Origin of the sequence: Sphaerotilus microaerophilus (assembly GCF_023734135.1) — a bacterium.
Taxonomy (GTDB): domain Bacteria; phylum Pseudomonadota; class Gammaproteobacteria; order Burkholderiales; family Burkholderiaceae_C; genus Sphaerotilus; species Sphaerotilus microaerophilus.
Genome location: NZ_AP025730.1, coordinates 5,293,977 through 5,317,357, shown reverse-complemented (window position 1 = coordinate 5,317,357; position 23,381 = coordinate 5,293,977). Strand labels below are relative to the sequence as shown.

Here is a 23,381-nt window from a genome sequence, read left to right as displayed (position 1 = left end):
CTGCACGCCAAAACACCCCCGCTCGTCGTTGCAAATGCTCGCCATAGCTCTGGCTATGGCTGTGCTTTGCGCCTAGATCGGGGCCGTTGTGGCGCGCTTTTCGGGCACGCCCGAAGGCCCCACAGGCTCTGACGGCCCCGACGATCCCAGGAAATCACCACCATGACCTACATCGCCAAGCCGCGCTTCCACCACCCCAGCCTGCAGGCCAACGCGGTGGGCTACACCCGCCGCGACTACGAGGGCAAGATCTCCACCCTCTGCGCCGGCTGCGGCCACGACTCCATCTCCGCGGCCATCATCCAGGCCTGCTGGGAGCTGGACATCCAGCCGCACCGCGTCGCCAAGCTCTCCGGCATCGGCTGCAGCAGCAAGACGCCGGACTACTTCCTCGGCGCCAGCCACGGCTTCAACACCGTGCACGGCCGCATGCCCAGCGTGCTGACTGGCGCCAACCTCGCCAACCGCGACCTGCTGTACCTGGGCGTGAGCGGTGACGGCGACTCCGCCTCCATCGGCCTGGGCCAGTTCGCCCACGCCATGCGCCGCGGCGTCAACATGGTCTACATCGTCGAGAACAACGGCGTCTACGGCCTCACCAAGGGCCAGTTCTCCGCCACCGCCGACCGCGGCAGCAAGAGCAAGAAGGGCGTCATCAACCACGACAGCCCCGTCGACCTGGTCGGCCTGGCGCTGCAACTGGGCGCCACCTACGTCGCCCGCGGATTCTCCGGCGACAAGGAGCAGCTGGTGCCGCTCATCAAAGGTGCCATCGCTCACCAGGGCGCCGCCTTCATCGACGTGGTCAGCCCCTGCGTCACCTTCAACAACCACGCCGGCAGCACCAAGAGCTACGACTACGTGCGCGAGCACAACGAGGCCGTCAGCCGCATCGACTTCATCGCCCTCGGCGCGGAAATCACCGCCTCACCGGCCCCCGGCGAAACCATCGACCTGCCGCAACCCGACGGCTCGATCATGCGCCTGCGCAAACTCCACGCCGACCACGACCCGACGGACCGCGTCGCCGCCATGAACCACGTCCAGGCCCTGCAGGCCAAGGGCGAAGTGGTGACCGGCCTGCTGTATGCCGAGCCCGATGCCCAGGATCTGCACGAAGCCCTGGGCACCTGCGCCACGCCGCTGAATGCGCTGCCGCAGGAAAAGGTGTGTCCGGGGGCGGCGGCGTTGGAGAGGATCAATGCGGGGTTGAGGTGAGGGTAATTCGTGCGACCCCTTTTTTGGGACCGTGATTTTCTCACAAGATGGTGGCGTTGGATTTTTCTGATGCTACCTCGTTTTGGTAAAATATGCGACTTGATGCGTGGTGCTAAGGATTCAATCCTTAAGGGAGATGTAATATATGGGAAGATTTAGAGATGCGATAAATGGCATAGTTGGAGTTGCGATTGTTATTGCAGTTCCATTTGGCATATATGAAAAATGGAATTCAAAATCTCCTGATAATGATGCGAAACCTCAGAGGGTTGTTGTTAATACTTCAATTCGCGCCATAATTGCTTCGTTTACTGCAAACGAAATTCGCGCAAAAGAGGTTCTCAATGGAAAGAATGTGCGCTTTCTAGGGAGGGTTGAAGAACTAAAGCTGGGAGCTTTTGATCAACCATATATAACTGTGTCGGAAGTTTTGCCACTATCGAAGGTGGTAAGTGATGGTGCGGATCCGTTGGCCGTCTTTGCCCAAGCAATCATGGAGTTACAGAATCCCCCAGGATTGACTGCGCATTTTGATTCTGAATCGAAGTCGATCCTTGCCGAATGGAATAAAGGAGCTATTGTCGAATTGATATGCGAGGACGTGGAACTACTTCTTGGGGCATTGCAGGCATCTAAGTGCAAGGGTAGCAAGTTCGTCGGAAAGCAGGCCGAATCGCATGTTGCATCGGTACCGGAGGGCAAGAGCGCTGAACCTCCGGTAGGAACGTGGGTTGGTCATACCGAGGGAACGCAAACGCTCACGGTTCGTCGAGTAAACGGTGGGTTGGAGGTGGCCGTCGACGCAGAGGGTGCATCGGCAGGTGGTGGTGTCTGTACAGGGAGAATTCAGGGAATGGGGCTGTGGGACAAAGAAGCCAACACAATTACCGTACCTGCTGTCTCAGGGGATTTGACACAACAGAACAAGGAGGTTGATGATGAATGCCGGTTTATTGTCCAGTTCTCCGGAACAGGTGCCGTGATATCTGTAGATGGCAAGTGTCATCGCTACGCGGGGGCATGCGCTGGATTTGACTCTGATAATCTTAAAAAGAAAATAGTGAAATGATTGTTTTCTGATCTTGATTGTGAAGATGTCACCTCTTGTGTAGCATGGCTGTGCTGAGAATACTAAATATTCTAATGAAAATGGCTGAATGGATAAGCGGTTACTTGTCGCTTAGGGGTAACTCATGTCGGACGTGTTAAAGCGGCATAGAGTTATTGGTATACGTCATGCTTTGAAAAAGATCAGGAATGCAGGGCTAATATCAAGTGATGTGATATATCCGGACGATGCTGTCGAGGAGCTTAGTAGGATTAAGAAGAAAGCCGATGGCGCACTACGCCATCGAGCGGCACGATCTGATGCGCCAGTTGATTCAATAGTCAAGAAAATTGAGAAAACATTCAAGCTTCCAGAAGGGTCAGTGAAATTGCAGTACCCTTCTGGGCGTAAAGCAAGATCAGATACGACAATTAATCATCTTCGGAAGAAATGGGTAAAAATTACTGAGTAAAAGGGGGTGACCGTTTACCGGTCACCGTCAACAGGCACGAAGAAAATCCAAATGGCGTGTTGGGTGTGTTGGGGTCAGGTCTTGTCTTTTGCCTAACGGGTGCCCGCCCACGTCCCGCCGAGCTGTGGCAAGCTATGTGGCCAACCAGAAGGAGTTCCCATGGGAATGCCAATAGAAGTCCTGGAAGCTGAGTTGCTGCAGTTGCCGAAGGCGGATCGAATCCGTGTCCTCGACAGAGTGGTTGCCAGCTTGGACGCGGATGCGACTCGTGACGCCGCTTGGGACGCCGTGGCAGCTGAAAGAGACGCCGAGGCCGACCGCGATCCCTCGGTGCTTCGCCCGCTGGACGATGTGCTCGCCACACTGCGCGCAGAACTGCAGTGACGCGCTCCATTCACCGACTCGCGGCTGAAGACTTGGCGGAAGCCGATCGCTTCTACAAGTCGGAAGCGGGGGTGGGGATTCGCCAAAACGACGTCGGACTGCGCATCCTCGTTGTCCGGCACCAGCGTCGCGACCCTGGGTATGGCGACCGCCGCCGGTAGTGGTCAGGCTGCAAGCCGCCGTTCTCTCCTGCTTCACAGCAGGAGAGATGTTCAGCCGGAACATCTTCAATCAGAGCGACTTGAACCAGGTGCGGAACTCTTGCGTGGTCAGACCCCGCACCTGACCGCTCGCCAACGCGTCATGCCTTGCACGGGCCTCCGCGACCCATGACGCCACGACAGCCTCGTCACTCTCGCCAGCTCCCTGGAGGCTGTCGAGCAAGGACAGCGCGACCAGCGAGCGCTCGGCAGGCGCGAGTTGCATGGCTTCCAGCAGGACGTGATCGGTGCGATCGGTCATGACGTCATTTCCACGCCCGGCACCGCCACCACGCTGAAGCGCAGCCCCAGGGCGCGCAGGATCTTGACCATGGTGGCGTAGCTCGGGTTGCCATCGGGCCCGACTGCCTTGTATAGCCCCTCGCGGGTGAGCCCGGCGGCACGGGCGGTCTGCGCCATGCCGCGGGAGCGGGCCACGTCACCCAGCACGGCGGCCATGTAGGCGGGGTCGTCGCCCGCTTCTTCGAGTGCCGCCTGGATGTACAGCGCGCAGTCTTCGGGGGTCTGCAGGCTGTCCTGCACATCCCACTTCGTCGTTTCGAGGGTCATGGCTGCCACTCCTTGGCCAGTTGCACGGCGGTGTCGATGTCGCGCTGCTGGCTGGCCTTGTCGCCGCCGACCAGCAGCAACACAAGTTCGCTGCCGCGCTGTGCGTAGTACACCCGGTATCCGGGGCCGTGGTCGAGCTTCATCTCCGTGACGCCGCCCGTGAGCACCCGGTGCTGCCCTGGGTTGCCCAGCGAAAGCCGGCGCACCCTAGCCTCCAGACGCAGACGGGTTGCTTTGTCCCGCAGTCCGTCGAACCACTGCTGATAGAGCTGCGTCTTGCGGATCTCGATCATGCGTGAATTGTGGTTCACATGCTGCCGCCCTTCAAGGGGGGCGACTGGGATGGCTTCTTCCCGAGCACAGGGGTCAAGTCTTGCGAGCACAGGGGTCAAGTCTTGTCTTTTGCCAACTCAAGGCGCACACTCCCCCCATGTCACGCCCCCTGCGCATCGAATTCCCCGGCGCCGTCTACCACGTCACCTCCCGCGGTGACCGGCGCGAGCCCATCTACCGCGACGACGAGGACCGCGAGACGCACCTGGCCATCATCGCCCAGGCGATGGCGCGGTTCGATGCCCAGGTGCTGGCCTACTGCCTGATGGGCAACCACTACCACCTGGTGCTGCAGACCCGGCAGGCCAACTTGTCGCGGCTGATGCGGCATGTGAACGGCGTCTACACCCAGGCGTTCAACCGGCGGCATGGGCTGGGCGGGCATCTGTTCCAGGGGCGGTTCAAGGCGATCGTGGTCGATCGCGATGCCTACCTGGTGGCGCTGTGCCGCTATGTGGAACGTAACCCGGTCGCGGCCGGGCTGGTGGCCGTGGCGCGAGAGTGGCGTTGGTCGAGCTGCCGGGCGCACATCGGGGAGGAGGGCGTGCCAGCGTGGCTGGACAGCGACGGCCTGTACGGCCACCTGCTGGGGCGGCCGGTGGAAACCGTGGCGGATCGACGCAAGGCGATGCGTCGCTACGCCGGTCTGGTGGATGAGGCAGCGGTCGATGCCAGCACCTTCTGGCTGGACGCGCTGCGCGGGCAGATTTTCCTGGGCGACGAGGCCTTCGTGGCGAGCACGCAGGCTCGCCTGGCGGCGCCGCAGCGGGCCGCCGCGGAGATCCCGAAGGCGCAGCGCCGGGCGCCGTTCAGCCTGCGTGAGCACCTTGAGCAGGGCGCTGATCGCGACGAGGCGATGCTGAGCGCGTACCGGGAGCACGGCGCGACGATGACGGCGATCGCCGTGGCGCTGGGATTTTCGGTGTCGCGGGTGAGTCGGGTGATCAAGGGGTTGGAGGCAAAAAGCAAGACCTGACCCCTATGATTTGAAGGAAAGGGCTCCTCACCCCAGTCGGTCGATTGCGCAGCGGTGCAGGTCGGCGGGGTTCACTTCCGGCAGGGCTTGTGCCACCGCGTCGACGAAGGCGGCCGGGCCGGCCAGGTAGACCTGGGCCTGGGCGAGCAGGGTGGGCGCGGTGCTGCCCAGGGCTTGCCGGACGAAGGTGGCGGCGCTGGCGCTGCAGCCGGCTTCCGGCAACGCCGCGTGGAATCCATCGAGTGCATCGGCCCAGGCGCGCACCTGGCGGGCCAGGTAATGGCCGCCGGGATCCGCGCTCCAGACGAGGTGGATGGACTCGCAGGTCTGCGCCGCCATGGCGTGCTCGATCAGCCCCTTCACCGGCGCGAAGCCATGGCTGGCGGCGATGAAGACGAGCGGGCGTTCGTCGTCGTGGGTCAGCACGAAGTCGCCCCAGGGGCCACGCAGGTTGACTGGCGTGCCGGTTTTCAGCGCCCCCGCGAAGAGCCGCGTGGCCAGCGCATCGTCCGCATCGCGGCGGACATGGAAATGCAGGTTGCGGTCGTCGCAGGGGCAGCTGGCGATGAGGTAGTCGGCCGCGAAGTCGTGCTGCTCACCGGCCAGCCCGAGGGTAAGTCCCTGCCCTGCCAGGAATCGCAGCCGGTGGCTGCGCGGGGTCTGCAGGTGCAGCAGCAGGGTGTCGGCGTCGAGCGGCGTGACGGCGCGCACGGTGGCAACCAGCTCCTGCTGCGGGATGTCCGCGGCAGCGCTGGCGTCCAGCGCTTCCAGCGTCAGGTCGGTGAGCGGGCGGTGGGTGCACATCAGCACGTTGCCCTGCTCGCGTTCGGTCTGGCTGAGCAGGTGGTCGCTGTGCCGCACCGCCTGCACCTGGCCGCTGCGCACCCGCGCCTTGCACAGGCCGCAGTTGCCGTTGCCGCAGCCGTAGCTGGGGGAGAGGCCCGCCTTCAGTGCAGCTTCGAGGAGGGTGTCGTTGCCTTCGACCAGGAACTCGCGCCCCGTGGGCAGCAGGGTGACGCGGGCGGTGAGGGTGCGCAGCAGCTGGTCCATGAGGGTGATGGGGTTGGTGCCGAGTTGGGCATCGGGGCCGGTTCCGGATGCAACGGGGTGCAGCGCACGGTGCGCCTGCTCCAGCAGCTGCCGTACAGCCTCCAGCGGCAGGGCGCCGTCCCCGCGCTGGCGGGCAGCCTCCACGTCGGCATCGGCGGCGGCCAGCCACTGATCGGCCCGGCCGAGGATCCGGCGCTGCTCGGCCAGCTCCTGGTTGACCAGGAAGAGCCGCTGCGCGAGCAGTTCCTGGCTGGGCAGCACGCGCTCGCGCACGCGGCGGCCGAAGGATTCTTCCTTGATGCGGGTGACGCGCTCGAAGGCGCCCGCCTCGTCCAGCCGGGCCTCGATGGCCAGGTCAGGGAAGGCCTGCGCCAGCGCGTCGGCAGACACCATGCCATCGAAGGCCGCCAACTCGCCCGCGTGGATCTTGCGCTGCAGCGCGCCCCGGGACATCCCGGTGAGGTGCACGGCGCGCGACAGGGACAGCCATTGGGTCATCGCGTCTCCCGAGGTCAGGGCCATGATGTGGCCGCGCGGGCGATTTCACATCGCGATTTCCCCGGGCTCTGCTGTCATTTCGCTGGGCAGGCGGGCAACTCGCCCGGCACCTTGCCGACCAGCAGCAGGAAGGCCTCGAACGGTCCCATCACGCCCATCGCCTCCATCTTGGGGCCGGTGAACTCCAGGCGGCCGAACATCATCGCCTTCATCGGGCCGTACTCGCCGCGGCCCATTTCGCCCCAGCGGGCGGTGGTCGCGTGCATGGTGTAGTCCACGCCCGTGTTCATCGCCGCGTTCTCCACCTTGCCGCCGTAGAGGCAGCGCGCCTTGCCGTCCTTGGGGCCGATGCGCAACTCCACCTGTGTGGCCTCGCCACAGTCGGTTCGATACACGTGAATCACCTTGAAGCCCTTGCCGCCGTCGTTCCGGATCCAGGCGTCGGCCAGCCCGTCCATCAGCGTGGGGGTCTGGTTCCATTGCTCGCAGGCGGCCGCGGCCCACTCCGGCGCCATCAGGGGCGCGCCCGCCGCCGACAGCGCGGCGCAGCCCAGCGTCAGCGCCACCAGGGGCGCCGCCAGTGTCGTCTTGGTCATCGGGGTCTCCTCTTCTCGCCTCGTCACACTTCACGCCGCCGCGCCGGATCGCTCGACGAACGGGCCGCATGCAAGCCATCGTAGGAGCGATGCCGGCAGCGCACCATCACGATGAAGAGCTACCCTCCTGAACGATCCGCGCCTACGCCATGCGCTGCACGGACCGGCCGCCGCGCTCGGGCGGCAGGATGCCGGGCGTGAACACCCGCTCGATCGACGAGGCCTGCTGGACCGCGGCGTGGAGCTGCGCGCGCGTGCCGGGGGCGCATGAGCTGGCCGGCGATCATCCCTGGGCCTGAAAGGAAACCGACCATGGATCTGAAGCTTCAGAACCGCACCGTCCTCATCACCGGCGGCAGCCGCGGCATCGGCCTCGCTTGTGCGCGGGGCTTCCTGGCCGAGGGCGCGCGGGTGGCGATCGTGGGACGCAGTGCCGAGTCGATCGACGCGGCCCGCGCTGCGCTCGGCCAGCCGGGGCTGTGCGGGGTGGCGGCGGACCTGTCGCAGCCGGGCGTGGCGGCCGGGGTGGTGGCGCAGGTGGAGGCCGCGCTGGGGCCGATCGACGTGCTGGTGAACTGCGCGGGCGCGGCGCAGCGCACGCCGGCGGCGGAGTTGGCCGAGGCGCACTGGCACGCGGCGATGCAGGCCAAGTTCTTTCCCTACGTGCACGCGATGGCGGCGGTGCTGCCGGGGATGTGCGCGCGGGGCGCCGGGGTGATCGTCAACGTGGTGGGGCAGGGCGGCAAGCTGGCCTCGCCGACGCACCTGCCGGGCGGCTCGGCCAACGCGGCGCTGATGCTGGCCAGCGCCGGGCTGGCGCAGGCGCATGCGGGCCAGGGCGTGCGGGTGCTGGTGGTGAACCCGGGGCTGACGCGCACCGACCGGCTCGAAGCCGGCATGGCGGCCGAGGCGCGCGCGGCGGGCGAGCCGATCGAGGCGGTGCAGGCCCGCCGGCTGGCCGGGCTGCCGATGGGGCGGGCGGCCGAGCCGGAGGAGGTGGCTGATGTGGTGGTGTTTGCCGCGTCGGGCCGGGCGAGCTACCTGAGCGGCGCGGTGATCGCGCTGGACGGCGCAGCCAGCGCGCTGGTGGTCTGACGGTTCATTCGTGGCTCATCTGCGGCCTTGCGCGTCAGCCGCTTTCTCGGCTCGGAGGGAACCCACCAGCAGGTGAAGGGTCGTACATGGCCACCTTTGGTGATACCCATGCCCCACCGACAACCCCACTTGCTGATTGGCGTGTCCGCGCGCATCTACTACCCGAACGCCCCGGTGCTGGACCTGGGGGGGGTCTGGACGCGCACGCTGCATTACCTGGAACAGTCGGTGGCGCTGTGGTTGATCCGAGGCGGCGCGCTGCCGGTGATGGTGCCGGCGGTCGAGTCGCAGAGCTTGGCTCCCATCGGCCGGACTGACCTGCACCACTACGCTCAGGCGCTGGATGGCCTCTTGCTGCAGGGAGGCAATGACATCTGCCCTGCCACCTACGGAGAGCAGACGCTGCGCCCGGAATGGGCGGGCGACGCGGTGCGCGACCGCTATGAGCTGGCGCTGGTCAATGAGTTCGTGAAGGCGGGCAAGCCGGTGTTCGGCATCTGCCGCGGCATGCAGCTGCTGAACGTGGCCTTCGGCGGCACGCTGTACCAGGACCTGCCGACGCAGCAGCCGCTCGCCGGGCAGCTGCACTTCGCCAGCAGCGACTACGACAGGAATTTCCATGAGATCGAGATGGCACCGGACGGGTGGCTGGCTGAGCTTTACCCGCTGGGCCGCCGGTGCCGGGTCAACAGCATCCACCACCAGGCAGTGAAGGCGCTGGCCCCCGGATTTCGGGTGGAGGCACGTTGTCCTCATGATGGTCTGGTTGAGTCGATCTGGAGCACGCGCCACCGCTTTGTGGCCGGTGTGCAATGGCATCCTGAGTTTCACCCGCATGGCGAGGCATCTGTGTTCGATGACCGGCCGATGCTGGAGCATTTTCTGCAGTCATGTCGTGACTGCCGTGCCGGTCGCTGAGCTGCGAGCTGGGCGAATGGCTCCGCCAGGACATCAACAACCAACAGGAGACGACCTTGGACTTTCAGTGTTCTCACCCCTTGACCTACGGTCTTGAGCTCGAACTCCAGATCGTCGATCCGCGAACCGGCCGATTGAGCCCCGGATGCCTGTCCTTGCTGGATGAGCTCGCCCGTCGCGGTGGCGGCGATCAGTTCACCAAGGAGGCCACGCTGGCCACACTTGAAATCAACTCATCGGTCCACCATCACGCCACTGACATGGGCGAGGAGATGCCGCGGCTGGTTTCGCAGGCGCGAGACGCTGCACAGGCCATCGGTCTGGATCTGCGCGGCGGCGGCGCCCACCTGGCTCAGTTCTGGAATGAACGGGTGATGGCGCCCACGGAGAGGGCGCAGGCGCTGGAGCAGCGCTTCGGCTTCCTGCCCAAGCGCTTCTCCACCTACGGCATGCATGTGCACGTGGGCATGCCGGATGCGGAATCGGCGCTGCGGGTGGCCAACGTGCTGCAGGCGCTCGGGCCGCTGTTCATCGCGCTGTCGGCCGCGTCGCCCTTCCTGCAGCTCAGCGACACGGGCTTTGCCTGCTGCCGGCCGCTGGAGCCGCTGGTCTATCCGCAGGGCGGGCCGATGCCCTTCCTGCGCAACTGGCAGGCGCTGGAGGACGAGGTGGAGGCGCTGCGCTGCACCGGCATCGCCTTCTCGCTGAAGGACATCTACTGGGACGTGCGGCCCAAGCCGGAATTCGGCACCGTGGAGGTGCGGGTGTTCGACACGCCGCTGCAGCTGGACAAGGCGCTGCACCTGGCCAGCCTGACGCGCAACCTGGCGGGGCTGGCGCTGGCCGGGCGGCTCGTGCTGGACCAGCCGCTGCCGGCCACCGCGCAGCAGGTGAGCCGCTTCATGGCCTGCCGCCACGGCCTGGGCGCGCGGCTCTACGACCCCTTCCAGGCGCGCTGGGTGCTGGCCCGCGACTGGCTGGGGCGGCTGGTCGAGCTGCTGGCGCAGGGCCTGTCGGTCCCCGAGGACGCCGGTGAGCTTGCGGCCTGGCGCGCCCTGGCCTGCGACGAGGAGGAGCACGCCCTCATGCGCGCGACCTGGGCGGACTGCCGCCCCGAGACGGTGGATGATGAGGCCCTGCTGCGGCAGGCGCTGGTGCGCAATTCGGAAGCGATGTGCGCCCGACTGCTGCACTGACCGGGGGCCGCGCCTGCGCGGCCCGGAGGACACAACCGCCATGCGCAGACGGACCTTTCTGCAAACCTGTGGCGCCGGCGCGCTGCCGGCCACCTTGCTGGCCTGCGGCGGTGGGGCCTCGGACGACCCGTCCGCCGAATCCCCGGACCCACCCGCGGGCGACCCGCTGGCGCTGCCGCTGCTGCAGGAGACGCAGCTGCACTTCCTCGGGCGCTTCTCGCTGCCCGAGGCCGGCTGGTCCTGGGGCCTCGGCCTGGCGGGCCAGGGGCAGTTCCTGGCCGTGAATGCCACCACCCGGGCGATCCGCCTGTACGACATCCCGCCGATCGGCGGCACCGCGACGCTGGCGGCCGAGGGGGCGACCCTGCCGTCCTGGGGCGCGGCCGTCAACGGCTGGATCCCCGGCGGCAGCATCCGCCAGGCCGGCCGGCTGTTCTGCGGGCAGTTCCAGATGTACGACGAGGCCGACACGCCCTGGCTGTTCCAGACGATGGCCGACACCTTCACCGGCGCCTGGACCCCCGGCCAGCGGCCCGCGGCCCAGGCGGGGCTGCCGCTGCGGGGGCTGGTGGGCAGCTTCGGCCTGATTCCCGCGGCCTACCGCAGCCTCTTCGCCGGGCATGACCTGTTCGCCTGCAACCTGGCGGGCAAGTCGATCATCAGCAACTCCACCTGGGGGCCGAGCTTCATGGCCTTTCCCTCCTCGGCCGCCGCGGCGGGCGGCACGGTGCCGGTGCTGCGGCTGATGTCCTACGACAGCGGTGGCCTGGAAGGCGACACGCTGACCGCCGGCAAACTGCTGCCGGAGGTGTCGACCATCGCCGGCGCGGGCATCGTGCCGGGCACGCGCACGCTGATCGTCTTCGGCATGGAGCCCGGCTCCACCTGCTACGGCATCGGCAGCGCCTGCCAGGACGGCTGCAGCGAAGACCAGGGCTACCACGGCCACCCCTACCGGGCGGTGGTCTACGCCTTCGACCTGCGTGACCTGGTGCGCGTGCGCGACGGCCAGCTGGCACCCAACGCCCTGCGGCCCTACGGCAGCCAGCCGGGCGGCGTGATGGGCTCGCCCATCGGCTGGCGGCTGGAGGGGGTGACGGACTGCTGGAGCACCTACAACAAGTCCGGCTTCTTCGACCCCGACACCCGCCGCATCTACATGACCCACCGGGACCACGACGCGCCGGTCTGGGTCTGGCAGGTCGGCTGACCCGGCCCCACTGACTGGGGTTCGGACCCGCGTCGGTCTGACCCACCTCAAGAAACCCTCATCGGCTCACCGCCGTCGGGAAGGGTGCGGCTACCGAAACCAATTCGATACAGATACGATCGGATGTTTCAATTTGCCTGTATCGCTTGGTCCGAGCACTGCATCGGGTCCCGGCATGGAGCCCACCGATGTCCCCAGTGATCCTGCTCGGCGATGAGGCCGTTGCGCGCGGCGCGATCGACGCCGGCATCAGCGCCGCCTACGCCTACCCGGGCACCCCGTCCACCGAGATCTTCCAGGCCATCGAGGACGAGGTGAAGGCCCGCGGCCTGGCGGTGCGCGGCCTCTGGTCCACCAACGAGAAGGTGGCGGTCGAGGAGGGCGCGGGGGTGTCCTACTGCGGCAAGCGCGCCATCGTCTCGATGAAGCACGTCGGCCTGAACGTGGCGGCCGACCCCTTCATGAACCTGGGTGTCTCCGGCGTGCACGGCGGGCTGGTGATCGTGGTGGCGGACGACCCCGGCATGCACAGCTCGCAGAACGAGCAGGACTCGCGCTGCTTTGCCGACTTCGCGATGGTCCCCTGCCTGGAGCCGGCCGACCAGCAGCAGTGCTACGACTTCACCCGCGAGGCCTTCGAGCTGTCCGAGCGCTTCCAGACGCCGGTGCTGCTGCGCCTGGTGACGCGGCTGGCGCACAGCCGCTCGCAGGTGGCGCTCACCGAGCCACGCGCCCAGAACCCGGCCAGCTACGTCGAGGACCCGGCGCGCTTCACGCTGATCCCGGTGAACGCCCGGCGCGCCTACGCCAAGCTGGTGGAGAAGCAGCCGGCGCTGCAGGCGGCGTCGGAGGCCAGCGCGCTGAACCCGCTCACGCTGCGCGACGACCCGCTCGCCAGCCGCCCTGGCCTGCTGGTCAGCGGGCTGGCCTGGAACTACCTGACCGAAGCGATGGGCGAGGATCGCCTGGCCGACTTCCACCTGCTGCGCATCGGCCAGTACCCGCTGCCGATGGGCAAGATCCGCCAGCTGCTGGACGCCTCCAGCGAGGTCTTCGTCGTCGAAGAGGGCTACCCCTTCATCGAGCGGCTGATCAGCGCGAACGGTCTGCTGCGCGAAAAGCCGATCCGCGGCAAGTTGAGCGGCGACCTGCCGCGCATGGGCGAGCTGGGGCCGGACGAGCTGCGCCGCTGCTTCGGGCTGCCGGTGCGGCCGAGCCTGCAGATTCCGGGCCTTGGCGAGGTGCTGGCCGGCCGGCCGCCCAGCCTGTGCGACAAGTGCCCGCACACCGACGCCTACGCCGCAATCAAGGAGGTGCTGTCCGGCCTGACCACCGCGGACGGCGAGCCGGTGCGGGTGATGGGCGACATCGGCTGCTACTCGCTGGGCTACCTGCCGCCGCACCAGGCCATCCACTCCTGCCTGTGCATGGGCTCGTCGATCGGCATGGCCATCGGCGCAGCGCACGCGGGCATGACGCCCTCGCTCTGCGTGATCGGCGACGGCACCTTCACCCACACCGGCCTGCAGCCGCTGCTGGATGCGGCCAGCGAGGACACGCCGATCACCGTCTTCATCCTCGACAACAGCATCATCGCGATGACCGGCGGCCAGCCCACCATGGCCACCGACGAGGAGGTGGTGGACCTGGTGGCCGGCCTGGGTGTGGCGCGCGAGCACATCCGCATCATCGAGCCGACGGTGCACAAGAAGACGCACAACCTGGCGGTGATCCGTGAGGAGATCGCCCACCCGGGCCTGAGCGTGGTGGTCGCCCGGCGCGCCTGCGTGACCTACGCGAAGGAGATCAAGCTGCTGCGCGAGGTGAAGGAGCTCAAGCGGGAAGGGCAGCCTGGCTGCGCCGGTCACGAGGTGTCGGCATGAACTACGACCTGGTGATCTGCGGCGTCGGCGGCCAGGGGGTGCTGTCGATCGCCTGGGTGATCGACCACGCCGCGCACGAGGCCGGGCTGCACTTCAAGCAGTCCGAGGTGCACGGCATGGCGCAGCGCGGCGGCGCGGTGTCGGCCTGCGTGCGGCTGTCCGACCAGCCGCTGGCCAGCGACCTGATCGCCAGCGGCGAGGCCGCGCTGGTGCTGTCGGTCGAGCCGCTGGAGGCGCTGCGCTACACCAAGCTGCTGAGCCCCGCGGGCTGGATCGTCACCGACGTGACGCCGATGGTGAACATCCCCGACTACCCGAGCGCCGAGCGGCTCTACCCGGTGCTGTTCTCCGCGCCGCAGCTGGTGGCGCTGGACGCCACGCAACTGGCCAAGAAGGCCGGCAACATCAAGGCGCAGAACATGGTGGCGCTGGGCGCCGCGGCGCGCCTGCTGCCGCTGCCGCCCGAGGCGCTGGAGCGCCAGATCACCGCGCTGTTCGAGGCCAAGGGCGAGCGCATCGTCCGTGCCAACCTGAACGCCTTCCGCATGGGCGACGCGGCCAGCCGCTTCGGCGCGGCGCTCGGTGAGGCCGGCGTCCCGGGCGACGTGGTGGCGAGGGTGGTGTCGCGCCTGCAGTTCCCGGCGCATCCGCTGCCGCCCGAGCTGGTGGCGGCCTGGGTTGAACGCCTGCTGGCGGCCGACGGGGCCGAGGCCGCCCGGCAGCTGTTCGACGGTGGCAAGGCGGTGAAACCGGAAACGGTCACGGAGTTGGCCGCCTCGGCCGCGGCCTGACCAATGGCCTATCCGGGCGACCCTCAGGCGGGCCGCTCCAGCACCACGAAGTGCTTGCGCACCGGCTCGACCACCTCGAAGGCGCCGACGAAGCCACCTGGGATCACGCCGCCCTGCCCGGCGCGGAACTCGGTGAAGCCACCGCGCTCGCCGTCGTGCAGGCGCACCACCCCTTCGAGCAGGAAGAAGACCTCGTCCTTGCCCTCGGGAAAGACGATGCGCCAGCGGCCCACCTCGCAGGCCCAGGTGCCCGCACTCAGGTCGCCCTGCGGCGCCTCGTAGCGCGTCCAGGTCTGGCGCAGGGGGTCGCCGGACTCCAGCCGGTCGCGGCGCGGGCGATCGAGCACCGGCTCGGTGGCGGGTGCGCTGGCGGGCGGGTCCAGGCGGACGATGGCGGGGGCGGTCATGGCGGGCTCAGTTGGCGGCGGCGGCCAGTGTGGCCCGGGGCACGGTGCGGCTGCGGTCGATGCTGCCATTGCGGCCCTCGTCCACGGTCAGGGTGGCCGACTCGCCGGACACGGCGAGGCCGATCAGGGTGCTCGGCAGGGTCAGCGCCCAGCTGCCGGAGGTGGGCAGGCCGTCGGCAGCGTACGTGCTGCTACCGCTGGTGGTCAGGGTGGCGTTGTAGCTGGCGTCGCCGAGGGCGGCGGTGAAGGTGCAGCTGCCCTGCATGCTGCTGGACAGTGGCAGGCCGGCCGACCAGGTGCTGCTGCGCTGCACCGACAGGGCGGTGACGGAGAAGGTCTGCGTGCGCGCGTTGCGCTGCGTGGTCAGCGTCAGCTGGCTGGAGCGCAGGTCGCTGCTGCGCAGGAGGTCGTAGGCGGCGCCCTCGGGCACCGCGTCGATCGCGCTGTAGCTCAGGCTGCCGTCGACGGTGATGCTGCCGCGTGCCAGCGCGATGCGCAGGGCGGTGGCGGTGAGATCGAGGTTCAGGCTGCCGCTGCCCACCTCCGCGACGCTGACCGCCAGCGTGCCATTGACCACGGCGGCGCCGGTGCTGCCCTGGCAGTTGGTGAAGCTGAGCTGGTAGACCTCACCGAGGTCGAGCGTGCCGTTGTACAGGCCGGCCTGCGTCGGGCCTGTGGCGCTGACCGTGGCCGTCCCGCCGCCGGCACAGTCGAGCGTCGCACTGGGCGCGATGCCTGTGGCGCTCGGCGTGGCCGATGCGCTGCGGCGCGTGCCGGCGGCAGTGGCGGCGGCAGTGGCGGCGCTGCTGGTGTGGGCGGCCACGAGGGCCTGTGCGGTCTTCACCGCGACGTCGACGGCGGTGCCGCCATCGGCGCTGGCCAGCGTGGCGTGGGCCGCGTAACGGCCCGCGGTGTCGAGGCTCATCGTGCCGCTGCTGTTGTCGCTGCGGTCAGCGTCGGCGCCGCCCCCACCGCAGGCACTCAGTGCGGCAATGGCTGCAAGGGCGGCTGCAAGGGTGGCCGTGAGGGAGGCCAGGCGGGGGGCGTGTGTGCCGCCGTGGGCGTGATGGGGCATGGGGTTCTCTCCTGAACGTGAATGGGCCGGTCCTGCCGGGCAGGGGCTGCGCTGGCGGGCCGCCGCGCATCATGCCCCCGGGTCGTGTACTCGGAAGCCCTCTCTGCGTCTGGGACGCTTTCTGTGCAAAATGACACAATTCGAAACACTTGTGGCCGCCCATGTCGCCCGATCACACCACCTCCGATGCCCCGCCGAAGCCTGGTGACCGCCTGGCCTGGGTGGACATCGCCAAGGGCCTGTGCATGGTGGCGGTGGTGGCGCTGTGGGTGGGCCGGGCGATGGAGTGGAAGGCCGGCTGGATCGTGCCCTTCGAGACCTTCGCGCGGCCGTTCCGGATGCCGGACTTCTTCCTGCTGTCAGGGCTGTTCGTCGGCGCGGTGCTGCACCGGCCCTGGCGCAGCTACCTGGATACCAAGGTCGTCCACTACTGGTACTTCCTGCTGCTGTGGACACTGATCCTCGTGCCGCTGCTGTGGCTGGGCGGATCGGCACAGCGGCCTGTGAGCACGGCCGACGCGCTGGCGCTGCTGGCCTACCGGCTCTACAAGCCGGAGGCGATGCTGTGGTTCATCCTGATGCTGCCGCTGTACTTCGTCGCGGCCAGGCTGTTGCAGCGTCTGCCGGTGGCGCTGGTGCTGCCGCTGGCGGCGCTGGCGATGGTGGCGCAGCCGCACACGGGCATCCCGCCGCTGGACTGGTTTGCCAAGTACTTCGTCTTCTTCTATGCCGGCCACGTGCTGTCGGCGCGGGTGCTGGCCCTGGCGCAGTGGGCGCGTGCGCACCCGGTGGCCACGCTGGCGCTGCTGGCGGCCTGGGTGCCGCTGAACCACTGGTTCACCACCGGCGCCCACGCCAATGAGGGGGCGGCGCTGCTGGTGTTCGGTTTCCTGGGCATCGCGGCGGTGGTGCTGGGCTCGGCCTGGCTGTCGCGCTGGCGCGCCGCCGGGCTGCTGCGCTGGCTGGGCTCGCAGAGCCTGGTGATCTACCTGGGCTTCTTCATCCCGATGCTGGCGATCCTGCGGGCGCTGCGGCCCGTCGCGCCCCGGCTGGGTGAGGACGCGGTGGCCACGCTGGCCTGGGCTGGTTCGATCGCCGTGGCGCTGGCGCTCGGCTGGGCGCTGCGGCGCACGCCGCTGCGCTGGCTCTACGAGCGGCCGGCCTGGCTGACGTTGCGGCCGCGGGCCGCTTCGGCGGAGGCTGGCGCGTTGGCCGCTTCCGCCACCTCGGCCACCTCGGCCGGCACGCGCCAGTGGCTGCCCAGCTCCAACGCGTAGCTCGGCGGGATGAAGCGCTCGAAGCCGGCGCCCGGGTAGTTGGTCAGCTCGCCGATGTAGATCCGCTCGCCGACGACGTACCAGTCCACGCGCAGGAACTCGAAGGGCTCGGCCAGCCGCTGGGTGAGATCGATCATCTCCTGCAGCCGTGGCGGGCGCGGGTCGGCGGGGTGGTTCTCCAGCGTCAGCCTCTCTTCGAGCAGGCGCCAGCCGGTGTCGTACAGGTTGCGCGTGTGCGCAGCGAATCGGCCGCGGTCGACCTGGATGAAGCGCACCGCACCGCCGATGACGTAGAACTTGTAGTCGGCCGGCAGCGCGCCCTCTGCCTGCTCCGCGCCCTGCGCGCCGGCCTCGCCGACCAGCATCTCCTCGGCGATCACGCGGTTGGGCAGGCCGCGGTAGCACCACTCGCGGCTGAGGCTGCTGAAGTCGGTGGCCAGCCAGCGGCGCAGGTGCTGGCGCAGTTCGCACAGGTCGGTGTACACGCCGGGCTTGAGGAACCACACCTGCCCGCTGCCGACGGTGGTCTTGACCACGCAGGGGCGCGGCAGGGTCTTGAGCGGCACCGCGTCGGCGCTGTCCCACGCGCCGATCAGCGGCACCAGGTACTGCTCGCCCAGCACCCGGGCCACGTGCTCGCGGGTGGCGAGCTTGTCGGCCGCGATGTGCAGCAGCGGCGAGCGGCAGCGCAGCATGTAGGCGTGGATGTGCTCGTTGAGGCTGCGCGGGTGGGTGTAGTTCGGCCAGCGGCCGAAGTAGGCCAGGTGGCCCAGCGCCAGGTACAGGCGGTCCGGCAGCAGCCGGCCGATGCGCCGCGCCACCAGCAGGTCCGGCCGCCGGATGCCTGCCAGGCGCCGCAGGAAGTGCCGCGCCCGTGCAAAGCGGGGCGCTGGGGGCGCCGCGACGCAGGCCGGGTCGGGCGTCTGGATGCTGGAGGGATCGGGGAGCGGCGTGTGAGCGTCCATGGAGCCTTGGGGCCGGGGGGCGGTGGCTGGGGGCGGGGCGGCTGGCTGCGTCAGGCTGCTCGCCGGCTGGCGCCCTGGCTGGCGTGGGGGTGGGTGAGCTGGCCGGCGCGCTGGGCCGTGAGCTGTGGCGTGAGGGGCGTGGAGAGCTGGCTGCTGCGCTGGCCGCCGTGCGGGCTGCCCGGTGGGCCGTGGTGGGGCGCCCCGTGCGGACCTGCGCGGCCGCTGAGCCGGCCAATGCGCCGCCGCAGGTGGCTGGAGGTGTTGGTCAGCGCCAAGCGCCAGGCCAGCCCGCCCGGCATCGCCAGGATGCCGATCAGCCAGGCCTGCGAGAGGCGGCGTTCGAGCCAGGTGTAGCCCGGGCAGGCGCTCAGGGCCTGGGCCTGCAGCTTCATCAGCGACCAGGCGCTGTCCTCCGGGAAGGGGTGCGCCTCGCGCTCCAGCCGCCAGGACATGGCGCGGGTGCGCAGGTTCCAGGGGGCGGGCAGGAAAGGGCCGGCCAGGGCCTGGCCGTCCACGCGCTCCAGGATGGCCAGCGTGGCGTTGCGGCGGTGCAGGTCGACGCGCAGCGCGTCGGCGTGGCGGGTGACGATGTTGCCGAAGCCGCCGCGGCCGCGGTTGCTGCTGCTGTGGATGCGGTAGCCGCCCAGCGCCTGCGGGGCGTTGACGATGCGACCGTTGAAGGCGCTGAGGAGGAAGGGCGGCGTGTCCGCCGCGCGCCGCCAGTCGGGGGCGTGCAGCGGGAAGTAGCGCTCGATCGCGCTGCGGCGGTAGAAGTTGCCGCTGGAGGGCGGGCCGGCGTAGCTGCCGAAGCGGCGGATCATCGGCCGCACGTCGCCCGCATGCATCAGGAAGGGGATCTGCCGGCCCAGCGGCGTGCCTTCAGCGTCGATGCAGCGCAGCGCGAACTGGATTTTCGCGACCCCCGGGGCGAACAGCGGCAGGCAGGTGGCCAAGGCCGTGGGGTCGAGCAGGTCGTCCGAATCCAGAAAAAGCACGAACTCGCCGCGGCTGGCCGCGAAGCCGGCGTTCATCGCCGCGGCCTGGCCGCCGTTGGTCTCGTTGCGCAGGGCCGTGATGCGCGTGCCGTAGCCCTGCATCACCGCCCAGCTGTCGTCGGTGGAGGCGTCGTCGCAGACGATCACTTCCAGCTCGGCATGGGTCTGCGCCAGGGCGCTGTCGATGGCCTGCCCCAGGAAGCGCGCGTAGTTGTGGTTGTTGATGACGATGGAGACGAGCATGTGCATCCTTGTGGTGGAACACAATCTGTGAAACGTGTCACACAAGGTTACGTGCATGGTAGCCGGTCACGGCACTGCCGTCGCCGATTTCGGGTGGGTGGCGAGGGGGTGGGGGCGTGCAAAACCGGCTGCCTGCCGAGTCCCCGCGGGCGACCCGTCAGGGCCGTGGCCGCGCGAACCGGGGGGCCGGGGGCGGCGGGTTGCTAGACCCGGCGCACCTGCACGCGCTGGCCGTCGCGCAGGCTGGCCGGGGGGTAGATCACCACCGCCTGCCCGACCGGCAGGGCGGCGCGGATCCAGGCGCTACGCCCATTGCGCGCCAGCAGCTCGACCGGCACGAGCCGCACCTGGCCGCCCTCGACGGCATAGACCGCCATCGGCGTGGCTGCCGGGCCTGCGGGGACGGGGGCAGCGGCGCTGGCCGGGGCCGAGGCACTGTGGCCCACGGCCAACGAATCCTCCGTTCCCGCTGGTGGCGGGAACAGCGCGCTCACCGGCACCTGCAGCGCCTGCGGCTGCGCGCGCGTGACGATGCGCACGCCCACCCGGTAGGCCTCGCCCAGCGCGGCCCACTGTGCGGGCGGGCTGGTCAGGTCGATCAGCACCTTGACGCGCTGCTCCTCCACGCCCAGCGCGGACACCTTGGTGACCGCGGCCGGCTCGACGCGCCGCACCCGCCCGGCCAGCTCACCCTCGCCACCCCAGCGTTCGATGCGCACCGTGGCGCCGGGCGGGATCTGCAGCGCATCGCTGGTCAGCAGTTCGGCCACCACCTCCAGCCGGCGCGTGTCGCCCACGTCCAGCAGCGGCGTGCCCATGGCGACGCTGGCCTCGCTGGTCTGGTGCACCTTCAGCACCCGGCCGGTCACCGGCGACTTCACGTTGAAGCTGCTGCCCCCCGGGCCGCGCACCGCCTCCAGCGCGGCGCGCGCCTGGGCCAGCTCGCGGGTGGCGACTTCGCGCTCGATCACCGCGGTGTCAGCCTCGCTGCGTGCCGCGGCCACCGCCAGCTTGGCGTCGTCCACCCGGCTGGGGGAGACGAAGCCCTGCGCCGCCAGCGGCTCGCTGCGCCGCAGTTCACTGTCCGCCTGGGCCTGCGCCACCTTGGCACGCTCGATGCGTGTGGCGGCGCGCTGCAGCACCGCCTGGGCGGTGGCCACGCGCGCCTGCGCCTCGCGGGCCGTGCGCTCATCCAGCAGCGGTGCCAGCACGGGGGTGAGCGTGGCCAGCGTGGCGCCAGCCTCCACCGCGTCGCCCTCGCGCAGCGTGATGCGCGCCAGCCGCCCGGCCAGCGGGGCGGACACCCCGTAGCGCTCGCGCAGGCGGGTCTGGCCGTCCTCGTCCAGCGTGGTCTCGAAGGGTCCCTGCGTCACCGCGGCCACTTCCACGGCCAGCGGCCGCGGCGCGAAGGCCCAGGCCAGCAGACCGGCCACCGCCAGCGTGGCCAGCGTGCCGAGGACGAGCGTCTTGCGTTGGATCTTCATGCTTCACTCACCGATTGCCTCTGCCGTCTTCATTCCCGTGTCTTCAGGGCCTGCACCATGTCCAGCCGGTCGATGCGCCGACGCACCACCAGCGCGCTCGCCACCCCGGCGGCCAGCACCGCGATGGCGGCCCAGGCGTAGGTGCGCGGCTGGATCACCACGGGGAAATAGAACTGGTCGGACTTCAGCAGGTCGACGATGCCGTGCACCAGCGCCCAGCCCAGCGCCATCCCCAGCGGCAGCGCCACTGCGATCACCAGTGCCAGCTCACCCAGCAGCAGCGCCGACACCTCGCCGCGCGTGAAGCCCAGCACCCGCAGGCTGGCCAGCTCCCAGGCCCGCTCGGCCAGCGCGATGCGCGCGTTGTTGTAGACCACGCCCACCGCGATCACGCTGGCGAACAACGTCAGCACCGTGCTCATGATGCGCACGTTGCGCGCGCTGATCTCGTTCATGTTGCGCAGCATGCTGGCCTTGCTGAAGGCGCCTGCCACGCGCGGCAGGCCGCGGGTGGCGGCCAGGAAGGCGGCCTCCGTGCCCGGCTCCAGCGCCACCGTGAAGCCGCTGGCCACATCGCCCTCGCCCAGCGCGCGGTTGAGCGCGCGGCGCTCCATGTAGGCGTTCAGCCCCATCATCTCGCGCACCGTGCCGTCCACTGTCAGCTCGATGCTGCGCGGGCGGCCCTCCTGGATCTCCACGCGCACCACATCGCCGATGCGCAGGCCCAGCTTGTCGGCCAGCCGGTCGGTCAGCAGCAGGCCGCCCGGGCTGGGGCGGGACTCGCGGTTGGCCACGTCGATGATGCGGTACAGCTGCGGCTCGGCCGGCACGCCACGGATCTGGCTGCGCTCGCGCCGCTGGCCGTTGACCAAGGTGACGGCCACGTAGCGGTTGGACTCCACTGCGCGCACGCCCGGCAGGTGCTCCAGCTCGTGGCGCATGCGCTCGGCCACCGGGTCGGTCGGCCAGACCGAGACGTCGCTGCGCATCGACAGCGTGAAGGTGGTGTCGACGATGGTCTCGATCGCGTCGCGGAAGAAGTTGCCCATGATCACGATCGCCACCGCCGCGGCCACCCCGGTGATCGACAGCGTGGTACGCCAGGGCCGGCGCTCCATGTTGCGCAGCACCATGCGCGCGGGCGGACCGAGGTGGATGACCCGGCGCACCCCCGGCAGCGCCAGGAAGCGCTCCACCAGCGTGCGCCGGTAGCGCCCCGGTGCCGGCGGGCGCATGGCGGCCGCGGGGCTCAGCCGCACAGTGGCCAGGATGGCGCCCAGCGTGCCCGCCACCGCCGTGGCCACGCTCAGCCCCACGCTCAGCAGCACCAGCCAGGCGCCCAGCTCGTGCTCGAAGCTCGGGAAGCGGAAGAACTCCGCGTACAGCCCCAGGAACATCCGCCCCAGCCAGCGCCCCAGCGCCACGCCCAGCACCCCGCCCAGCGCCACGATGGCCAGCACCAGCTGCAGGTAGTGCGCGACGATCTGCCGGTTGGCGTAGCCCAGCGCCTTCAGCGCCGCGATCTGCTCGCGCTGCGTGGCCACCAGCCGGCTCACCACCACGTTGAGCAGGAAGGCCGCCACGCCCAGGAAGATCGCCGGCAGCACGGTGCCCATCACGTGCTGCTCCTTGATCTCGTTGTCCAGCATCGCGTGCGAGGTCTGGTCCGTGCGAGCGCGCGGGTCGCGCCCGCCCCAGGGCGCCAGCACCCGCTCCAGGTCGGCCAGCACCTGGGCTTCCTGGTTTGTCGGTGTGTCTGCCGCTTCACCGGCTGCGGCGCCAGTGGGCGCCAGCTTGATCGCCAGCCGGTTGAAGGCGCCCTCCATGTCGTAGGCGGCGGCCAGCACCTCCCGGTCGATCCAGAAGACGCCGAAGCCGCGCAGGTCCGGCATGCCCCAGAGCCCGGCGAAGATGAACTCCGGCGACAACGCCAGCCCGGCCACCTCCAGCGTGCGCTGGCGGCCATTGATCAGGGCGTTCAGGCGCGAGCCGGGTTTCAGCCCGTGCGCATTCGCAAAGGCCTCCGACACCAGCGCCGGGATCACCGCAGCGCCCTGCCCACCGCCGCTGCCACCTCCATTGGCCGCGTGGGCCAGCGCCTCCTGCGCCGTCGGGAAGTGACCGCCGCGCACCGTCACCAGGTTCAGCCGCGGCGGCTGGCGCCGGTCGATGCCGATCAGCTGGCCGATGATCGGGTCGTTCACCCCGGGCAGCTCGATGCGCACGATGAACTCGGTGCTCGGCTGCACGTCGGCCACGCCCGGCAGCGCGCGCACCTGTTCGATCACCGACAGCGGCGCGCGCTTGACGCTGGCGAACACGTCGGCAAAGTGCCCAACCGCGTAATAGCGGTCGCGCGCCGCCTCCAGCGACTCCACCGCCGACAGCGTGGTCACGAAGCCGGCGATGCCGCTGGCCACCACCAGCGCGATCGTCAGCGCCTGGCTCCACATCAGGCGCAGGTCGCGCAGCAGCTTGCGGGTGAGGGCCTTCATGG

At 69.2% G+C, this 23,381-nt stretch carries 21 protein-coding genes and 1 pseudogene; 11 read left to right on the top strand and 11 right to left on the bottom strand.

The window, feature by feature from the left end; genetic code table 11:
• Positions 1–162 precede the first annotated feature (162 nt).
• From NGK70_RS22870 to NGK70_RS22860, 3 genes are all read left to right on the top strand, one after another.
• On the top strand, positions 163–1,218 hold the full coding sequence (locus NGK70_RS22870; RefSeq protein WP_251970754.1) for a 2-oxoacid:ferredoxin oxidoreductase subunit beta: 1,056 nt from the start codon (positions 163–165) through the stop codon (positions 1,216–1,218).
• A gap of 145 nt (positions 1,219–1,363) precedes the next feature.
• Positions 1,364–2,287: a hypothetical protein gene (locus NGK70_RS22865; RefSeq protein ID WP_251970753.1), complete on the top strand. Its 924-nt coding sequence runs from the start codon at positions 1,364–1,366 to the stop codon at positions 2,285–2,287.
• 610 nt (positions 2,288–2,897) lie between these two features.
• Positions 2,898–3,122: an addiction module protein gene (locus tag NGK70_RS22860; RefSeq protein WP_251970752.1), complete on the top strand. Its 225-nt coding sequence runs from the start codon at positions 2,898–2,900 to the stop codon at positions 3,120–3,122.
• A gap of 231 nt (positions 3,123–3,353) precedes the next feature.
• Here NGK70_RS22860 and NGK70_RS22855 read toward each other — a convergent pair whose 3' ends face one another.
• From NGK70_RS22855 to NGK70_RS22845, 3 genes are read right to left on the bottom strand one after another with little or no spacing between them, the layout of a single operon-like run.
• Positions 3,354–3,584 (bottom strand): addiction module protein, encoded by a 231-nt coding sequence (locus NGK70_RS22855; RefSeq protein ID WP_251970751.1) that lies wholly within the window; start codon positions 3,582–3,584, stop codon positions 3,354–3,356.
• A complete protein-coding gene (locus NGK70_RS22850) occupies positions 3,581–3,892 on the bottom strand; it encodes an addiction module antidote protein (protein WP_251970750.1) in 312 nt (103 codons plus the stop codon). The genes NGK70_RS22855 and NGK70_RS22850 overlap by 4 nt, the downstream gene beginning before the upstream one ends.
• Entirely contained in the window at positions 3,889–4,185 is a 297-nt protein-coding gene (locus NGK70_RS22845; protein WP_251970749.1) for a type II toxin-antitoxin system RelE/ParE family toxin, read from the bottom strand. Before NGK70_RS22845 ends, NGK70_RS22850 begins: the two co-directional genes overlap by 4 nt.
• 137 nt (positions 4,186–4,322) lie before the next feature.
• Here NGK70_RS22845 and NGK70_RS22840 point away from each other — a divergent pair, with 137 nt between their 5' ends.
• On the top strand, positions 4,323–5,201 hold the full coding sequence (locus NGK70_RS22840; RefSeq protein ID WP_251970748.1) for a transposase: 879 nt from the start codon (positions 4,323–4,325) through the stop codon (positions 5,199–5,201).
• Between the two features lie 27 nt (positions 5,202–5,228).
• Here NGK70_RS22840 and NGK70_RS22835 read toward each other — a convergent pair whose 3' ends face one another.
• Both NGK70_RS22835 and NGK70_RS22830 read right to left on the bottom strand, forming a co-directional pair.
• On the bottom strand, positions 5,229–6,773 hold the full coding sequence (locus NGK70_RS22835) for a 2Fe-2S iron-sulfur cluster-binding protein (protein ID WP_251970747.1): 1,545 nt from the start codon (positions 6,771–6,773) through the stop codon (positions 5,229–5,231).
• Positions 6,774–6,823: 50 nt separating this feature from the next.
• On the bottom strand, positions 6,824–7,345 hold the full coding sequence (locus NGK70_RS22830) for an SCP2 sterol-binding domain-containing protein (protein ID WP_251970746.1): 522 nt from the start codon (positions 7,343–7,345) through the stop codon (positions 6,824–6,826).
• A gap of 312 nt (positions 7,346–7,657) precedes the next feature.
• On the opposite strand from NGK70_RS22830, the gene NGK70_RS22825 reads away from it, so the two are divergent.
• From NGK70_RS22825 to NGK70_RS22800, 6 genes are all read left to right on the top strand, one after another.
• Positions 7,658–8,440 (top strand): SDR family NAD(P)-dependent oxidoreductase, encoded by a 783-nt coding sequence (locus NGK70_RS22825; RefSeq protein ID WP_251970745.1) that lies wholly within the window; start codon positions 7,658–7,660, stop codon positions 8,438–8,440.
• 108 nt (positions 8,441–8,548) lie between these two features.
• Complete coding sequence (locus NGK70_RS22820) at positions 8,549–9,358, top strand: gamma-glutamyl-gamma-aminobutyrate hydrolase family protein (RefSeq protein ID WP_251970744.1); 810 nt, start codon at positions 8,549–8,551, stop codon at positions 9,356–9,358.
• A 56-nt stretch (positions 9,359–9,414) separates the two neighbouring features.
• On the top strand, positions 9,415–10,554 hold the full coding sequence (locus NGK70_RS22815) for a YbdK family carboxylate-amine ligase (RefSeq protein WP_310742558.1): 1,140 nt from the start codon (positions 9,415–9,417) through the stop codon (positions 10,552–10,554).
• A 40-nt stretch (positions 10,555–10,594) separates the two neighbouring features.
• Positions 10,595–11,764, top strand: a complete 1,170-nt coding sequence (locus NGK70_RS22810; protein ID WP_251970743.1) for a hypothetical protein — start codon at positions 10,595–10,597, stop codon at positions 11,762–11,764.
• A 188-nt stretch (positions 11,765–11,952) separates the two neighbouring features.
• Entirely contained in the window at positions 11,953–13,647 is a 1,695-nt protein-coding gene (locus tag NGK70_RS22805; RefSeq protein ID WP_251970742.1) for a thiamine pyrophosphate-dependent enzyme, read from the top strand.
• Complete coding sequence (locus NGK70_RS22800; RefSeq protein ID WP_251970741.1) at positions 13,644–14,438, top strand: indolepyruvate oxidoreductase subunit beta; 795 nt, start codon at positions 13,644–13,646, stop codon at positions 14,436–14,438. Before NGK70_RS22805 ends, NGK70_RS22800 begins: the two co-directional genes overlap by 4 nt.
• 23 nt (positions 14,439–14,461) lie before the next feature.
• Here the strand turns inward: NGK70_RS22800 and NGK70_RS22795 are convergent, their stop codons facing one another.
• The gene (locus NGK70_RS22795; protein WP_251970740.1) at positions 14,462–14,845 is read right to left on the bottom strand and encodes a cupin domain-containing protein; all 384 of its coding nucleotides are present in this window, start codon (positions 14,843–14,845) and stop codon (positions 14,462–14,464) included.
• Positions 14,846–14,852: 7 nt separating this feature from the next.
• Complete coding sequence (locus NGK70_RS22790; protein ID WP_251970739.1) at positions 14,853–15,920, bottom strand: hypothetical protein; 1,068 nt, start codon at positions 15,918–15,920, stop codon at positions 14,853–14,855.
• Positions 15,921–16,081: 161 nt separating this feature from the next.
• Between NGK70_RS22790 and NGK70_RS22785 the strand changes: the two are divergent.
• Positions 16,082–17,035, top strand: a pseudogene (locus NGK70_RS22785) (acyltransferase family protein); the annotation flags it as partial.
• A 32-nt stretch (positions 17,036–17,067) separates the two neighbouring features.
• Here the strand turns inward: NGK70_RS22785 and NGK70_RS26535 are convergent.
• The 4 genes from NGK70_RS26535 to NGK70_RS22765 all read right to left on the bottom strand — a co-directional run bounded on the left by NGK70_RS26535 (position 17,068) and on the right by NGK70_RS22765 (position 23,379).
• Positions 17,068–18,162, bottom strand: a complete 1,095-nt coding sequence (locus tag NGK70_RS26535) for an ATP-grasp fold amidoligase family protein (RefSeq protein WP_310742557.1) — start codon at positions 18,160–18,162, stop codon at positions 17,068–17,070.
• Positions 18,163–18,212: 50 nt separating this feature from the next.
• On the bottom strand, positions 18,213–19,400 hold the full coding sequence (locus tag NGK70_RS22775) for a glycosyltransferase family 2 protein (protein ID WP_251970737.1): 1,188 nt from the start codon (positions 19,398–19,400) through the stop codon (positions 18,213–18,215).
• A 203-nt stretch (positions 19,401–19,603) separates the two neighbouring features.
• A complete protein-coding gene (locus NGK70_RS22770; RefSeq protein WP_251970736.1) occupies positions 19,604–20,884 on the bottom strand; it encodes an efflux RND transporter periplasmic adaptor subunit in 1,281 nt (426 codons plus the stop codon).
• 29 nt (positions 20,885–20,913) lie between these two features.
• Positions 20,914–23,379 (bottom strand): ABC transporter permease, encoded by a 2,466-nt coding sequence (locus NGK70_RS22765; RefSeq protein WP_251970735.1) that lies wholly within the window; start codon positions 23,377–23,379, stop codon positions 20,914–20,916.
• Positions 23,380–23,381 lie beyond the last annotated feature (2 nt).

What these genes read in the sequence shown, in the direction of transcription:
- NGK70_RS22845 (WP_251970749.1), bottom strand. Translation starts at nt 4,185, where the DNA reads ATGATCGAGATCCGCAAGACGCAGCTCTATCAGCAGTGGTTCGACGGA.
- NGK70_RS22770 (WP_251970736.1), bottom strand. Translation starts at nt 20,884, where the DNA reads ATGAAGATCCAACGCAAGACGCTCGTCCTCGGCACGCTGGCCACGCTG.
- NGK70_RS22870 (WP_251970754.1), top strand. Translation starts at nt 163, where the DNA reads ATGACCTACATCGCCAAGCCGCGCTTCCACCACCCCAGCCTGCAGGCC.
- NGK70_RS22800 (WP_251970741.1), top strand. Translation starts at nt 13,644, where the DNA reads ATGAACTACGACCTGGTGATCTGCGGCGTCGGCGGCCAGGGGGTGCTG.
- NGK70_RS22795 (WP_251970740.1), bottom strand. Translation starts at nt 14,845, where the DNA reads ATGACCGCCCCCGCCATCGTCCGCCTGGACCCGCCCGCCAGCGCACCC.
- NGK70_RS22820 (WP_251970744.1), top strand. Translation starts at nt 8,549, where the DNA reads ATGCCCCACCGACAACCCCACTTGCTGATTGGCGTGTCCGCGCGCATC.
- NGK70_RS22775 (WP_251970737.1), bottom strand. Translation starts at nt 19,400, where the DNA reads ATGCTCGTCTCCATCGTCATCAACAACCACAACTACGCGCGCTTCCTG.
- NGK70_RS22860 (WP_251970752.1), top strand. Translation starts at nt 2,898, where the DNA reads ATGGGAATGCCAATAGAAGTCCTGGAAGCTGAGTTGCTGCAGTTGCCG.
- NGK70_RS22805 (WP_251970742.1), top strand. Translation starts at nt 11,953, where the DNA reads ATGTCCCCAGTGATCCTGCTCGGCGATGAGGCCGTTGCGCGCGGCGCG.
- NGK70_RS22790 (WP_251970739.1), bottom strand. Translation starts at nt 15,920, where the DNA reads ATGCCCCATCACGCCCACGGCGGCACACACGCCCCCCGCCTGGCCTCC.
- NGK70_RS26535 (WP_310742557.1), bottom strand. Translation starts at nt 18,162, where the DNA reads ATGGACGCTCACACGCCGCTCCCCGATCCCTCCAGCATCCAGACGCCC.
- NGK70_RS22765 (WP_251970735.1), bottom strand. Translation starts at nt 23,379, where the DNA reads ATGAAGGCCCTCACCCGCAAGCTGCTGCGCGACCTGCGCCTGATGTGG.
- NGK70_RS22835 (WP_251970747.1), bottom strand. Translation starts at nt 6,773, where the DNA reads ATGGCCCTGACCTCGGGAGACGCGATGACCCAATGGCTGTCCCTGTCG.
- NGK70_RS22825 (WP_251970745.1), top strand. Translation starts at nt 7,658, where the DNA reads ATGGATCTGAAGCTTCAGAACCGCACCGTCCTCATCACCGGCGGCAGC.
- NGK70_RS22810 (WP_251970743.1), top strand. Translation starts at nt 10,595, where the DNA reads ATGCGCAGACGGACCTTTCTGCAAACCTGTGGCGCCGGCGCGCTGCCG.
- NGK70_RS22865 (WP_251970753.1), top strand. Translation starts at nt 1,364, where the DNA reads ATGGGAAGATTTAGAGATGCGATAAATGGCATAGTTGGAGTTGCGATT.
- NGK70_RS22840 (WP_251970748.1), top strand. Translation starts at nt 4,323, where the DNA reads ATGTCACGCCCCCTGCGCATCGAATTCCCCGGCGCCGTCTACCACGTC.
- NGK70_RS22830 (WP_251970746.1), bottom strand. Translation starts at nt 7,345, where the DNA reads ATGACCAAGACGACACTGGCGGCGCCCCTGGTGGCGCTGACGCTGGGC.
- NGK70_RS22850 (WP_251970750.1), bottom strand. Translation starts at nt 3,892, where the DNA reads ATGACCCTCGAAACGACGAAGTGGGATGTGCAGGACAGCCTGCAGACC.
- NGK70_RS22855 (WP_251970751.1), bottom strand. Translation starts at nt 3,584, where the DNA reads ATGACCGATCGCACCGATCACGTCCTGCTGGAAGCCATGCAACTCGCG.